Source organism: Ruegeria sp. BG10, assembly GCF_056538575.1.
On record NZ_JBQFTI010000002.1, the window covers coordinates 434,089 to 447,346 of the forward strand.

The window sequence follows — 13,258 nt, forward strand, 5'->3', positions numbered from 1 at the left end:
TTACTGAATAACAATGAATTTTTAATGGCATTGTTTCTGTCCTAACTGACGGTTCAGCGGCGTTTGCCCGCATGACCAAGGAAACACTATCATGTATTACCTCTATCTGCCCTTTCTCAGCCCACTGTTCCTGATCGCGGCCGCTCTGCTCGCGGCGCGCCGCCCGGGTAAGCGACCGGGCCGCATTCCGAGGTTGACGGAAGCGGCTGCTCTTGCGGCCTTTTTGGTCGCTGCGGCGTCTGCTGTTCTGATGGTTCTTCATGGTCCGGGCACATCGGGTCTGATCGGGTTCTCGGGGGTTGGGCTTTCCGTCAGGCTGGACGCGGTCAGTGCCGTCATGCTGGTTCTGGTCAGCTTCATTGGCTGGATCGTGCTGCGTTACGCGGCGACCTATATGGATGGTGAGGACAGGCAGGGGATGATCACCGGCTGGATGGCGGCGACGCTCGCTTCGGTTCTGCTTTTGGTGATGTCCGGCAATCTGATCCAGCTGCTGGCGGCCTGGATCGCGACCAGCCTGGCCCTGCACCGGTTGCTGCTGTTCTATCCCGATCGCGCGACGGCACGGCGGGCGGCACGTAAAAAGGCCGTCGTGGCACGCCTGAGCGAAGCAGCGCTGGCCGGCGCGGGCCTGTTGCTGATCGCGGCCACCGGCACCACCGACATCCACACCATCCTTGCCGCCGCCGAACCTGATTGGCAATGGATGGGGGCCGCCGGGTGCCTCGCCCTTGCGGCAGTCTTGGCCTCGGCGCAGTTTCCGGTACATGGCTGGCTGACCGAAGTGATGGAGGCACCAACGCCGGTATCCGCGCAGCTGCATGCCGGTGTCATCAATGCCGGGGGATTTCTTCTGATCCGGTTTGCCGATGTGATGCTGGCGGCACCGGGCGTCATGGCCATTCTGGTCATTCTGGGCGGGTTCACGGCACTGTTCGGGGGGCTGGTCATGCTGACACAGCCTGCGATCAAGACCTCGCTGGCATGGTCCACCATCGCGCAGATGGCGTTCATGGTGATGCAATGCGGTCTGGCCCTGTTCCCGCTGGCACTGCTGCACATCGTTGCGCATTCGCTCTACAAGGCGCATGCCTTTCTCAGTTCCGGCGAGGCGGTCAGACAGGTCGCGGCCATCCGAAGGCCCGGACCGATTGCCGTCCCCAGTGCGGGCAATGTTCTGAAGGCCTTTGCCACGGCCATCGTGATCTATGCGCTGGTTGGTCTTGTGCTGGGTTTTGACGGAAAGTCGGTACAGGCCATCGCGCTTGGGGTGATCCTGATCTTTGGCGTCGCGTACCTGCTGGCGCAGGGATTTGCCGATGCCGCGCCGCGCCAGTTGACGCAACGCACCGTGCTCTACGCATTGGTGACCTCGGTCAGCTATTTCGTGCTTCAGATCAGCGCGCAACAGATCACTGCGGGAACGCTGCCGGCGACCCCGGCCCCCGGGGCGCTGGAATGGGCGCTGATCCTCCTTGCCTTGCTCAGCTTTGGCATCGTTGCCGTGGCGCAGGCGACCTTCCCGCTTTGGGCGCAGCATCCGGCGGCGGCGGGTTTGCGGGTTCACCTGTCCAACGGTCTTTATGCCAATGCGGTTTTCGACAGGCTTCTGGGCGGTTGGTCCAAACGGTCTGAAGCCTGAAAGGAATTATCTGATGTTTGCAAAACTCGAATCCTACCCCGCGCCTCTTCTGGAACTGGTGACCGTGGCCAGAGAAGCGGCCCTTGCCATCCCGCCGATGTTCCCGCTGGCGTCAAGTGTTGCCGTCAACCCCTTCCTCGGTCAGACCGCCGAGCCGTTACCGGTTGCGGCCGCGCGCCTTGCAAGGGTCGCGGGCGCGCGGATCATGCCGGCGCGGGCCGATTGGGCGCAACAGCTGGACGCCGGTGAAATCACCGACGCCGACATTCTGGGTGCGCTGTCAGCGCTGAAGGGAAAGTTCAATATTCCGGACCTTGCCGCGATCCAAGCTGCGGTGTGTGCCGAAGCGGACCAACCCCGCGCCTTGCCTACGGTGGCTGAACTGGCCGCCGAGGTGTCGGGTGTCGACTGGCCGGGGCTGATCGAAGACCGGATCGGGCAATGGGCCGCCAGCCATTTCGATCAGGGTCAGGCCCTGTGGCAACCGGCGCGCGCTGGTGGCGCGTTTGCGTCCTGGCGCGAGTTCGCATCGCGCGATCTGACCCCGGAAATCCACGGGCTGGCCGGCTTCGGCGCGTTTGTCGCCGCCACCAGCCGGTCGCATTGGCGGGCGCTGGGACGCGCGTCAGAGGCGTTGGGGCTGACCGCCAGGGGTGCGACAACGGCATTCCACCGCTGGCTGATCACGATGGGAGGATGGGCGCAATACGCACGCTACCTGCAATGGCAGGCCGAGCTGGGTGGTGAACAGGACAATACGGTGACCGAGCTTTTGGCCATTCGCATGGTATTCGACGAGGCGCTTTTCCACCTGTATCGCGATCAGATCGCGACGCGTTGGGCCGATGTGGTCGCAACCCATGAATCCCCCCTTGCGCCATCACCTGATCTGGTGATCGATGCTGTACTGCAAGAGGCCGCTGAACGCGCGCAACAGCGCCGATTGTCTCAGAAGTTGGCGCAGGTCGCACCGCGAGGGGCCAATGGGCGCACGGCCCTGCAAGCCGCCTTTTGCATCGATGTGCGGTCCGAGATTTTCCGCCGCGCGCTTGAGACACAGGACAGCACCATCGAAACCATCGGTTTCGCCGGGTTCTTTGGCCTTGCCAGCGCGCATCGGGCCGCAGGCTCGGACATGGTGGAACTGCGCGGTCCGGTGCTGTTGCAGCCGGGGGTGACCTCGCAGGCAGCTGAACCGGTAATAGCCGATCTTGACCGTCGATACGCGGCCCGCGTCAGGCGCGCATGGGGACGGTTCAAGCAGGCGGCCGTTTCCTCCTTTGCCTTTGTCGAAGCGACGGGACCGGTCTATGCCGGCAAACTTGTCCGGGATGCGTTGGGGTTGGGCGGAACGACCGGTACCGACCCCGCGCCGCAACTGGATATGGATGTCGATCTTGCGACACGCATCGGAATGGCCCGGTCCATTCTGACAGCGATGTCTCTGACCAAAAACTTCGCTCCGGTCGTGCTGCTCGCCGGGCATGGTGCGGATGTGACAAACAACCCGCATGAGAGTGCGTTGCAATGCGGGGCCTGTGGCGGCCATGCAGGCGACGTGAACGCACGTCTGCTGGCCGGTTTGCTGAATGACGGCGAGGTGCGGAAAGGGTTGCAGGAACACGGGATCACGATCCCGGAAGACACGGTTTTTCTGCCCGCGATGCACCACACGACGACCGACCGGATCACCCTATACGATCAGGACCTGCCGCAAGATCGGCCCACGCCGGATCTTGCCCGGCTGAAGTCCTGGCTGGATGCCGCGGGGAGGTTGGCGCGTGCGGAACGCGCGGGACGCCTGCCGCGCGCCGACGCCGCATCGGACATCGCCCGGCGCGCGCGGAACTGGGCCGAAACCCGCCCGGAATGGGGTCTTGCAGGGTGCCGGGCTTTCGTGGCGGCCCCGCGCCATCGGACGCACGGGGCCAGCCTGTCAGGTCAGGCGTTCCTGCACGACTACGATTGGCATTGCGATGAAGACTTCGGCGTTCTCGAACTGATAATGACGGCTCCGGTGGTCGTCGCCAGCTGGATCAGCCTGCAATATTACGGATCGACCGTGGCCCCGGACCTTTGGGGCGGGGGCAACAAGCTGCTGCACAACGTCGTCGGCGGCATCGGCGTGCTGGAAGGCAACAACGGAGCCCCGCGCCCCGGTCTGCCTTGGCAATCCGTTCATGACGGCGACGGGTTTCAGCACGACCCGCTGCGTCTTTCGGTCATTATCGAAGCGCCGCATCAGGCAATGTCCGACATCCTGAAACGCCACCCCTTCGTGCGCGCGTTGTTTGACAACAATTGGTTGCATCTGATTGCAATGGATGGCGACGGCAGGCTGTCCTGGCGCTATCGGGGCAACCTCACATGGGAAAGGATGGTTGAAGAAACCTGCGAAACCGGTGCAATCGCGGCTGAATAAAGGGGGCGCGTGGCGCATTCTGTCGCCGCAAGGGAAGGGCGCGGGTCCTCCGTTCCCTTTCCTCACCATCATGCAATCAGGGTCAAAACCGGTAAGTCGCCCGTAACGCAACAGAGTCGGCGGTTACGACATCATCGGATGAGTCGTAGGTGTCCCGCAGGTATTCCAGCCCCAGCAGTATCCTGTCCGTTGCGCGGAAGGTGGCACCGATACCTGCGGAATACCCGCCCTCATCTATCGAGCCGCCGTCGATTCTTGCGTAACCGATCACCCCGTACAGGTAGGTTCTGCCAATCACGTGGCCGCCTTTGAATTTCAGGCGGACGGTGTCCACCTTCTCGGTTTCGTTACTGGCGTCAAGCTCGGCACCCGCGTCATAGGTCAGCTCGCCACCAAACACGTAACCACTGAAATCGTGAAGATATCCCACATGAAGGCCCAGCGACGCGTTTCCGTTGTCGTCATCGCGTTGAGAGACATCTATGGACGACAGCTGCATCCCTGCGTTGAACCCTGTCCAGCTTTCATCTGCAAGGGCCAGAGACGGCGCCATCGCAGCCAGTATGATCACCGTGATCGTTTTCATTGTTTTCATTCGCTTTCTTGTTTGTGGACAAAGGGTATCCGTGCGCTGGCCGTACGTGACGTGCCAGCGGTAGTGTTCAAGGGTCGAGGGTGTCAGTGGTTCCGTTGCGAGCCGCCAACTTCACGGGGTTCCGATCAGAGGATGGGCTTCGGTTTGCTGGTCATCTGAAGCAGGTTTCCCGCCTGATCATATCTGGCGGTAACCAGCACCCTTCGCGCATGTGCCATTTCCGCAGGGCCACCAACAACTTCCCAAAGCCCGAAGGTAAACAGATCAAGCGTTCCGTGACCCGCTGCGCGTGCCAGGCTTGGCTTCGTCCTGGGTTCGACCTCATAGACCGCCACCCAATCTCCGTTGGCCTGTTGCTGCAGCTTTTCGGGTGAACCCAGGCTGCGTTCGACGTTCAGACGGGTGGTCTCTTGCCCCACAACGTTCAGGTCTGGCCCGTTGCTGCCGGTCGCGGCCATGTTGGCGGCGCATCCGCTCAGCGCGGCACCGCAGGCAAGCGCCGCGACCATCCTGCCCATGTGCCGGAAACAGGTCCGGACCGGTTGGTCCGCACGATGGTGCAAAGGGTTGATTTCGGCGGCTTCGACATTGGCCGCCACCGTAGGTATTCTGTTCCGTTTCATGGGTTTTCCACAAATTTTGAGAGTTGTGTTTTGGTCAATGGGGCATGGAGTGAGAATGGCAGTCAGGCACGCCGCTGCACCTTTACCGAGGTCACCGCATGCGAAACTTCGACCTGTTTCAGCGATCCTGCGCGCATAAGCTGCAGCAGGTCCCGCAGCCCGTTCAGCCGCGACATGCGCCGCAATTGCGACGGTGAAACGGGTCCAAAAGCAAGCGCATACATGGCATTCCATCCTGTCTGGTGGACACAACCCGACCAGGTCCGTAAAGCGTGGTGCCTACGGTTTCGGGCTGCGTCAGCGCGTCGTATTAATCGGGTCGGCAGGGGAATTGCGTTGCCCTGCCCGGTGAGTCGGAGTATAAACCGACCGTGGGTCTGTATTTACAGACTGTCGGTCGGTTTTCAAGAGGAAAATGGATGAAAACTACGAAGCGCAAGAACATGCAACCCGAAGAACGGCGCGGTCAGTTGCTTGGTTGCGCGCAAATGCTGTTCTTTTCCAAAGGCTTCGAGGATACAACCATTCAGGATGTACTTGACCTGGCCAGCGTGTCGAAAGGCGGGTTCTACCATCACTTCAAGTCCAAGGACGAGTTGCTGTTCGGTGTTTTGGATGGAATGGCCGAAGCTGTCTTGTCGCAGGTGACGGTTGTCGCCGCTGATGAGACGTCCTCGGCACTGGATCTGCTTTTCAACTTTATACACCTGCGGGCGAACTATCTGCGCGAACATGATTACCCGGGTCAGGTCGAGTTTTTCCGGGTCATGAATCAGGACAAGAACCTGGTCCTGATGGAACAGTTCAAGCGCCGGGTCAGGGCGGGCGCGACGCCTGTGCTGACCAAAATAGTTCAGAAAGGCTGTGATGACGGGACGTTTATCGTCGCCGATGTTGATACCGCCGTTGAACTGATCCTGTTTCTGAGCACCTTCCTGGATCTTGCGCTGATCAGGGCGATTGACGCGCGGGGCACCGATGCGGCGGACCATGCCGCAAAAAAACTGCAGGCCGCCATCGACATGCAGTTCCTAACCCTCGACCGTATTCTGGGCTTGCCGGATGGCACGACAAACTTCGGATGGCCCGAAGCGGTAGAGGTCACGATGGCGACGGAACCTCCTGCTTCTCCGCCGGAAGGTTAGGCGGCAACCGGCCAGAGCCGAAACTCTGGCCGGGCTTTATTTTCCCGTATTTGGTCGACGCCAGTACGGCTGGACCGAGGGAATTAGTACCTCCACCATAGTTCGCGATCTTCTGGGGCCGGCGCGATCAGGCCGACGTCACGGTGCAGGTGGTCGGGCAGGTTGGCGGTGATCTTGGGGTCTCTCGCCGTTCGGCCCGATGCCGGCCACAGCCTTACCCGACCAAAGTTGAAGGTGCCAAATGCAAGGATCAGGCGCGGTGCGCGAATGGTTTCACGAAGCATGATTCAATCCTTTTCTGTCAGGCGCAGTTGGACACTCCTCGGGGTGGTGTTCGTAGAGAGGCTGATGCGCAAAAGATGGGCGGTTCACGGCAGGAGAACACAGTCAAACCCGGTCGGCCGCAGCAAATCCGCCGATAACAGACCGGAAGTCGGTAGTTAGAGACCGCTGGTCGGTTTGTAAAGAGGGATGCGGTGAATTTGTCGGGAAAAGAAACAAAGGAAGGTCGACGTGGGTCAGCGGGTCCGGAAGACGGCTCGTCTATTGTACAGGCGAGTTCTTGCCCATTGCCGCGAGCGTCACTCGCCCGGACCGGGAATTTGGTAAAACTAACCAATGGGGCAGGGGTGTCCACTCCCGCCGGGCAGAAACCCATTGTTTCTCAGACGTTACACATCTCTGATTTCGCGCTATATTGACGGAAATTCGAAAGATAACGAACCAATGAAAAAGTAAATCGAGGGAGAATTACGCATGCTGAACGAATTCAAGGATTTCATCGCCAAGGGCAATGTCATGGACATGGCCGTCGGCATTATCATCGGCGCGGCCTTTACCGCCATTGTAACCTCGCTGGTCGGAGATCTGATCAACCCCATAATCGGACTGGTGTCCGGCGGCGTGGATTTTACCAACAATTATGCGGTGCTTGCGGGTGACGTTCCCGAAGGAGCGTCATTGGAAGCAGCGCGGGAATCCGGTGCGTCCGTATTCGCCTATGGTGCCTTTATCATGGCGGTTATCAACTTTTTGATCATTGCCTGGGTGGTGTTCATGCTGGTCAAGTCCGTCAACCGCATTAAGGACGCCGCCATGAAGAAGGAAGAAGAGGCGCCTGAAGAACCCAAAGGTCCCGGCACCGAAGAGCTACTTGCGGAAATTCGGGATCTGCTGAAGTCACAGGCCTAGTTCCAGCGCCTACGTTTTCTCCGGCAGTTTACCGCCATCCGGTCCGGTGTGTGAATTGCCTCGACAATCTGCAATTGTTTTCAATTTGGGGCGGCATCCGTGTTTTGTGATGTCGCCCCAAACGCAGTTTTAGTCACACCGACAATTGAAAGGATCGCATGACTTTGCCATGCCCGCCGGCCATCAGGCCGGCAATTGCGCCGTCCTGAAGCTCCAGTTCCACCTGAATCAAACTGGGCGAGGGGGGGCCATGAACACGCCCTGTTCTATCAGAAATTCACTTTGCCGGCGGTGGCCTAGGTCATGCAGCACACAGGCCAACGGTCCCGCTGCCATTCCCGTCGCGGCCTCTTCCTGAATCGCGTATCGGGGGCAAACATTCGCGTGGTGGCATCGCGCCCGTCGGTGCATTGGGCCGTTGTGAATACATAGTATCCGATCAGGTCCAGGCGGTCGCTGATCTCGGTGATCCGGTCGAAATCGGGATTGATCGAAGCCAGGATTTCCCTGTCGGCCACTCCGATCACGACAAAACTGTTGCCGGTATTGACCAGCACCGGCGGCAGGTCAGGGTCCAGGTCATCTGTGGACAAACCCAGTGATCCCAATATGTCCTGCAGCCCAACACCTTTGGCGGCCCAGTCCTCAGGCGGTTCATATTTGGGGGCCAACTGTTCCATAAACGCGGCGCCATCCTTCATCTTGATCCGCCGGGGTCCATCCACGGTTTCTTTAGAAGTTTCGGGTTCGGGAATGCGACCGAGCGCATCCAGATGCGAAAACGCCGCGATGGTCGCGTGACCGCAATGGGCGATCCTCCGGTTCGGGGTGAAGAAATCCAGCTTAAAGCCCTCGGTCGCGGATTGCGAGACAAAGGCGGTTTCGGACAGGCCAACCTGTGACGCGACCTTCAGCATCTGCGCCTCGGTCAAGCCGTCGGCATCCAGAACGACCCCGGCAGGATTGCCACCCTGTCCGTTGTCCACAAATCCGTGCACGATCTGAACGGTCACGTTTCGGCCGATGGGTTTGTTTACGTTCATTGCATTTCTCCCAAATCCCGCAGGCGTTTTGTGCCTTGGTGGCGTGTTCGCTGCCGTCTGCTGCAACATAGGCCGTTTCACAAATTGGCGGAATGATGATAAAGGTGAATTTATTATTCAAGTATTTGGAATAATGGCATGGACAAATTTCACGCGCTTCTGGTCTTTTCGAAAGTGGCCGATCTGGGTGGCTTTGCCGTCGCGGCGCGCAATCTGAACATGTCGCCGCCGTCCGTGACGCGCACCATCTCGATGCTGGAGAGTGATCTGGGCGTTCGGTTGTTCGTGCGAACAACGCGGTCTGTCATGCTGACCGAGAGCGGGCGCAGATTTTTGGAAGATGCCAAGCGCATTCTCGTTGATCTGGAACAGGCGGAAAGCGCGGCACTCGGGACATATAAGGAACCCAAAGGGCTGCTTAACCTCACTGCGTCTGTTCTGTTTGGCAAGATGTTCATCACGCCAATTCTGGCCGAGTTTCTGGCGCAGCATCCAAGCATCGAGGCGAGAACGCTATACGTGGACCGGGTTGTCAACCTGATAGACGAGGGCGTTGATGTTGGCGTCAGGATAGGTCCGCTTGCGGATTCCGGCCTTATGGCGGTGCGCTGCGGTTTGGTCAGACAAGTTGTATTTGCCGCACCCGAATATCTGGAGCAGGCCGGCGAACCCGAATGCCCGGAAGACCTGAACCGGCACGCCCTGATCAACTCGCAAGCCCTGTCACCGTCGGGCCAGTGGCAGTTTCAGAAGCAGGGCAAGCTGGTATCTGTGCGCGTTCTTCCACGGATCAGCATGAACACCAATGATGCGGTGATCGAAATGGCGCTTCGGGGTCAGGGTCTGGCGCGACTGTTGTCCTATCAAGTCGCACCGTATCTGGCTGACGGGCGTCTGCGGGCTGTTCTCGCCACCTGCGAACCGCCCCCGGCGCCGGTTCACATCGTGCACCACGAAGGGCGGATGGTGTCCGCAAAGGTTCGCGCGTTTGTCGATTTTGCCGCAGGCTGCCTGAAACGCGAGGCGGCACTGGAAATCTGACGCCCTCGGACGCGGGCTGAAGGCTTCGGGGTGCCGCCAGTTGAACACTGGATTCATCTTTTTTCTTGAGACATTTGCGCAATTATAGGAACGTCTTTGGAAAAACCGATAGTAGAACAGAGGAGATGGCGTCTTATGGCCGCGAAGTTCGAAATATACAAAGACAAGGCCGGTGAGTTTCGGTTTCGCCTGAAAGCCGGAAATGGTGAAACCATTCTGGCCAGCGAAGGATATGCGCAGAAAGCAGGAGCCACGAACGGCATTGAGTCGGTCAAGAACAATGCGCCGAATGATGACAGGTATGAGCGCAAGGAAACCAAATCCGGTGGTCATATGTTCAACCTGAAGGCCAGCAACGGTCAGGTCATCGGCACCAGCGAAAGCTATACCAGCACATCAGGGCGGGATAACGGGATCGAGTCCGTCAAACGAAGTGCGCCAGACGCGCGTGTCGACGATCTTTCCTGAATTGACGGGGTAATTCCAAACCGCGTGGCATTGCATCAAATGCGGCGGGCGAACTGCGTGGACAAGCTTCACGTTTTTGCCCGCCCTAAGTTCGCCGCCGAAACACCCGGGATTTGGTTGTCAGGAACGGCGCGTTTGGCGGCCTCACCATCTTCTTTGTATAAACGCGGACGGGCGCGCAGCGGTCGTTCCATTTGAATTCAGGCCTTGTCAGCCCGTCAAAGCGCACGCCTGACTTGATCGGTCCGAACGGGGCGGGCAGTGTTGGTCTACTTAGCATCTTCGTTGGCATATGGACCGCATTGCAGTTTCCACCTGAAAGGAGACCGGGATTTGAGAACTGGCAGGCCGATACAGTAATGGCAAACATACCCACCGCGTCGCCCGAACTGGTTGCCGTCGTTCGCCGATGGAACGAAGCGATGCGGCGCAAGGACGGCCGGACTCTGACCAACATGCTGTCGACCTCTGAGCACCTTTGTTATCAGGGCAGCGCCGAGGGCGAGACCTGGTGGGGTAAGGTTCTGCGCGACGGGTTTGCAGCCCATGCGCGTGAAATTCCCGAATTCGATTGGGAGGAGTCCAGTCTGCGCGCCTTCGAGCTGGGCGAGGTGGGATGGGCGCATTGCCTTGCCAACCTGAGGTTTCACAGTAACGGCAAACTGGTTCCGTGCCGCTTCACTTTCGTTCTGGTGATCGAGGACGGAATGTGGCGGATGATTCAGTTTCATGGCTCGAATGCCATGCCCAATATCGAGAAGATGGGGATCGAACAAACCGCGATGGATGCTCTGGTCCGGGCGGCACGCGAAAATTTCACGATCGGCCAAAAGGAGGGCATGGCTTCGGTCATGTTCAGCGATATCGTCGGCTCGTCCGCGTTGGCCGACGCGATGGGTGATCAGAGCTGGGCGGCAACCGTCAGACGGCATCTGGCGCTGGTTGAGCGTATCGTGACCGATGCCGGAGGGGTTTTTGTCAAATCCCTCGGGGACGGCACGATGTCGACCTTTTCGTCGGCCCACGCTGCCCTGACGGCCGCACTGATGATCCAGCAACAAAACGCGGCCGAGGTTCACGAACCGCCGCTGTCGCTGCGGATCGGTATCCACAGCGGCGATGTGGTCCAGACGGAAGACGACTTTTTCGGCCATGTGGTGAACAAGGCCGCCCGCGTCACCAGCGCGGCTGCCCCGGATGAAATCCGCCTGTCGGACATCACGCGCCTGATGGCGGGGACCAACCGCGGATTTGACTTCGACGATCCGGTCGACGTTCAATTGAAGGGGTTTGAAGGGACGCACATGCTGTTTCGGTTGGGCTGGGCGGATTGATACCCGCGGTGGCCTATGGGGGAAAAGGGAAGGGGAATTCATGACACGACTTGTTACGGCTTTTGCCCTGCTTGCCGCTGCGATGGCCCAATCGCCCTTACAGGCACGCGCCGAGGGGCCTGCGGACATCCGGTTGATCGTGCAGATCACGGTAGATGGACTGCGCGGCGATCTTCTTTCACGCTACGGGTCCAGCTTCGGACCGGACGGTTTTCGGCGGATGATGGATGGCGGTGTCTGGTATACGGATGCCCACCATCTTCACGCCAATACCGAAACCATCGTCGGCCATGCAACGCTGGCCACCGGGGCGCATCCGTCGGTACACGGGATGATCGGCAATGCGTGGTACAACCGCGAATCCGGCCGGATCGGATACAATATCGAAGACCCCGATTACCCCCTGTTGCCGGTGCAGGGATTTGCCGGAGAAGTGGACCAGACCGACCCGGCGCAGGCCGCAGCTGAAGCGGGTGGACGGTCGCCGCGCAACCTGTTGGTGACCACTTTTGGCGACGAGCTTTATAAGTCAAACAATGGCCGGTCCAAGATCATTGCTCTTTCCGGCAAGGACCGGTCCGCAGTGTCCATGGCCGGGCATTTCGGCAAGGCGTTCTGGATGTCGGCTGCGACCGGGGCGTTTGAAACCAGTGCCTATTATTACGACGCCTACCCTGAATGGGTGGCGAACTGGAACGTGGTCCGGCCCGCGGACGCGGCCATCGGCACCAGTTGGGAACTGGCAGACCCGGTGGAAAGCTATCTTCTGGCCGACAATGATGACCGCCCTTATGAGGCGGATCTGAAGGGATTTGGCCGGACCTTCCCGCATCCCTATGGCGCTCCCGAGGATGGGCTGTATTACACGCAGGTCCTACTGTCGCCTCTGGGCGACCAACTGGTTGCATCGCTGGCCAAAGAGGCGGTTCTGGCAGAAAGTCTGGGGCAGGGCGCGTATCCCGACTATCTCAGCGTCAGCTTTTCGGGTGTGGATGCGACCAACCATTTCTTTGGCCCTTCCAGCCTGGAAAACGAAGAGATGGTGCGCGCGCTGGACCGGACCCTTGCGGAGTTCTTTGCCTTCATGGATACCGAAATTGGGGCGGAAAACGTGCTTTATGTGCTGTCCGCCGATCACGGAATGCCCGAATTTGCCGAGTTCATGATCGATCAGGGTTTTGAAAGCGCGCGCAATCAGCCCTCGGTGTTGCTGGAAGAACTTAATCAGGAACTGGCGGAGCAGTTCGGCGTGGAAAAGGCGATCAAAGCCTTTTTTCGCCCCTATATCTATCTGGATCATGAAGCCATTGCACTGGCCGGGGCGGACCTACGGGACATCGAAACACTGGTGGCCGAAAGCCTGATGGCCCGGTCGGGCATTGCAATGGCGATGCCGCGCGACCCGCTTGCGGATCAGGCTGGCAGCTTTTTCGAGACCCCAATCAAAAACAACCTTCACCCGGGCCGGTCCGGCGATATCTATGTGGTTCAGTCCCCTTATGCGTTCCTGCTGGATCAGGGCGCGGTGGCGGTCATGCATGGCTCGCCCTGGCGGTACGACACCCATGTGCCTATCCTGTTCTCGGGTCCCGGGATCACACCGCGCCGCGTTCATGACCGGGTTGCCACAATTGACGTTGCCGTCACGCTGAGCCGTATCTTCGGCACCACATTGCCAAGCGGTGCCGCGGGCACTGTTCTGCAAGAGGCGCTGCCAGCGGAGTGATGCTGACGTCGCCCGGTCCGCGTGCGAT

At 59.6% G+C, this 13,258-nt stretch carries 13 protein-coding genes; 8 read left to right on the top strand and 5 right to left on the bottom strand.

The window, feature by feature from the left end:
- Nucleotides 1-91 precede the first annotated feature (91 nt).
- The gene (locus ACR0D8_RS12915; RefSeq protein WP_480646998.1) at nt 92-1,642 is read left to right on the top strand and encodes a proton-conducting transporter transmembrane domain-containing protein; all 1,551 of its coding nucleotides are present in this window, start codon (nt 92-94) and stop codon (nt 1,640-1,642) included.
- A gap of 13 nt (nt 1,643-1,655) precedes the next feature.
- Nucleotides 1,656-4,064, top strand: coding sequence for a YbcC family protein (locus tag ACR0D8_RS12920; protein ID WP_480647000.1), 2,409 nt, complete (start codon nt 1,656-1,658; stop codon nt 4,062-4,064).
- Nucleotides 4,065-4,146: 82 nt separating this feature from the next.
- Here ACR0D8_RS12920 and ACR0D8_RS12925 read toward each other — a convergent pair whose 3' ends face one another.
- The 3 genes from ACR0D8_RS12925 to ACR0D8_RS12935 form a co-directional block, all read right to left on the bottom strand.
- Entirely contained in the window at nt 4,147-4,659 is a 513-nt protein-coding gene (locus ACR0D8_RS12925) for an outer membrane beta-barrel protein (RefSeq protein WP_480647001.1), read from the bottom strand.
- A 125-nt stretch (nt 4,660-4,784) separates the two neighbouring features.
- A complete protein-coding gene (locus tag ACR0D8_RS12930; protein WP_480647003.1) occupies nt 4,785-5,282 on the bottom strand; it encodes a hypothetical protein in 498 nt (165 codons plus the stop codon).
- A gap of 62 nt (nt 5,283-5,344) precedes the next feature.
- Entirely contained in the window at nt 5,345-5,506 is a 162-nt protein-coding gene (locus ACR0D8_RS12935) for a hypothetical protein (protein WP_480647005.1), read from the bottom strand.
- Nucleotides 5,507-5,701: 195 nt separating this feature from the next.
- Between ACR0D8_RS12935 and ACR0D8_RS12940 the strand changes: the two genes are divergently transcribed.
- On the top strand, nt 5,702-6,427 hold the full coding sequence (locus ACR0D8_RS12940) for a TetR/AcrR family transcriptional regulator (protein WP_480647006.1): 726 nt from the start codon (nt 5,702-5,704) through the stop codon (nt 6,425-6,427).
- 83 nt (nt 6,428-6,510) lie between these two features.
- Here the strand turns inward: ACR0D8_RS12940 and ACR0D8_RS12945 are convergent, their stop codons facing one another.
- A complete protein-coding gene (locus ACR0D8_RS12945) occupies nt 6,511-6,711 on the bottom strand; it encodes a hypothetical protein (protein WP_475164214.1) in 201 nt (66 codons plus the stop codon).
- A 472-nt stretch (nt 6,712-7,183) separates the two neighbouring features.
- On the opposite strand from ACR0D8_RS12945, the gene mscL reads away from it, so the two are divergent.
- Nucleotides 7,184-7,618, top strand: coding sequence for a large conductance mechanosensitive channel protein MscL (mscL, locus tag ACR0D8_RS12950; RefSeq protein ID WP_475164212.1), 435 nt, complete (start codon nt 7,184-7,186; stop codon nt 7,616-7,618).
- A gap of 296 nt (nt 7,619-7,914) precedes the next feature.
- Here mscL and ACR0D8_RS12955 read toward each other — a convergent pair whose 3' ends face one another.
- The gene (locus tag ACR0D8_RS12955) at nt 7,915-8,661 is read right to left on the bottom strand and encodes a PhzF family phenazine biosynthesis protein (protein ID WP_480647008.1); all 747 of its coding nucleotides are present in this window, start codon (nt 8,659-8,661) and stop codon (nt 7,915-7,917) included.
- 138 nt (nt 8,662-8,799) lie between these two features.
- On the opposite strand from ACR0D8_RS12955, the gene ACR0D8_RS12960 reads away from it, so the two are divergent.
- The 4 genes from ACR0D8_RS12960 to ACR0D8_RS12975 all read left to right on the top strand — a co-directional run bounded on the left by ACR0D8_RS12960 (nt 8,800) and on the right by ACR0D8_RS12975 (nt 13,230).
- Entirely contained in the window at nt 8,800-9,702 is a 903-nt protein-coding gene (locus ACR0D8_RS12960) for a LysR family transcriptional regulator (protein ID WP_480647010.1), read from the top strand.
- A 135-nt stretch (nt 9,703-9,837) separates the two neighbouring features.
- The gene (locus ACR0D8_RS12965) at nt 9,838-10,170 is read left to right on the top strand and encodes a YegP family protein (protein WP_480647012.1); all 333 of its coding nucleotides are present in this window, start codon (nt 9,838-9,840) and stop codon (nt 10,168-10,170) included.
- Nucleotides 10,171-10,529: 359 nt separating this feature from the next.
- Entirely contained in the window at nt 10,530-11,504 is a 975-nt protein-coding gene (locus ACR0D8_RS12970; RefSeq protein WP_480647013.1) for an adenylate/guanylate cyclase domain-containing protein, read from the top strand.
- Nucleotides 11,505-11,544: 40 nt separating this feature from the next.
- Nucleotides 11,545-13,230, top strand: a complete 1,686-nt coding sequence (locus tag ACR0D8_RS12975) for an alkaline phosphatase family protein (RefSeq protein ID WP_480647015.1) — start codon at nt 11,545-11,547, stop codon at nt 13,228-13,230.
- Nucleotides 13,231-13,258 lie beyond the last annotated feature (28 nt).

Coding starts and splice junctions, on each gene's coding strand:
- ACR0D8_RS12915 (WP_480646998.1), top strand. CDS start 92: ATGTATTACCTCTATCTGCCCTTTCTCAGCCCACTGTTCCTGATCGCG.
- ACR0D8_RS12920 (WP_480647000.1), top strand. CDS start 1,656: ATGTTTGCAAAACTCGAATCCTACCCCGCGCCTCTTCTGGAACTGGTG.
- ACR0D8_RS12925 (WP_480647001.1), bottom strand. CDS start 4,659: ATGAAAACAATGAAAACGATCACGGTGATCATACTGGCTGCGATGGCG.
- ACR0D8_RS12930 (WP_480647003.1), bottom strand. CDS start 5,282: ATGAAACGGAACAGAATACCTACGGTGGCGGCCAATGTCGAAGCCGCC.
- ACR0D8_RS12935 (WP_480647005.1), bottom strand. CDS start 5,506: ATGTATGCGCTTGCTTTTGGACCCGTTTCACCGTCGCAATTGCGGCGC.
- ACR0D8_RS12940 (WP_480647006.1), top strand. CDS start 5,702: ATGAAAACTACGAAGCGCAAGAACATGCAACCCGAAGAACGGCGCGGT.
- ACR0D8_RS12945 (WP_475164214.1), bottom strand. CDS start 6,711: ATGCTTCGTGAAACCATTCGCGCACCGCGCCTGATCCTTGCATTTGGC.
- mscL (WP_475164212.1), top strand. CDS start 7,184: ATGCTGAACGAATTCAAGGATTTCATCGCCAAGGGCAATGTCATGGAC.
- ACR0D8_RS12955 (WP_480647008.1), bottom strand. CDS start 8,661: ATGAACGTAAACAAACCCATCGGCCGAAACGTGACCGTTCAGATCGTG.
- ACR0D8_RS12960 (WP_480647010.1), top strand. CDS start 8,800: ATGGACAAATTTCACGCGCTTCTGGTCTTTTCGAAAGTGGCCGATCTG.
- ACR0D8_RS12965 (WP_480647012.1), top strand. CDS start 9,838: ATGGCCGCGAAGTTCGAAATATACAAAGACAAGGCCGGTGAGTTTCGG.
- ACR0D8_RS12970 (WP_480647013.1), top strand. CDS start 10,530: ATGGCAAACATACCCACCGCGTCGCCCGAACTGGTTGCCGTCGTTCGC.
- ACR0D8_RS12975 (WP_480647015.1), top strand. CDS start 11,545: ATGACACGACTTGTTACGGCTTTTGCCCTGCTTGCCGCTGCGATGGCC.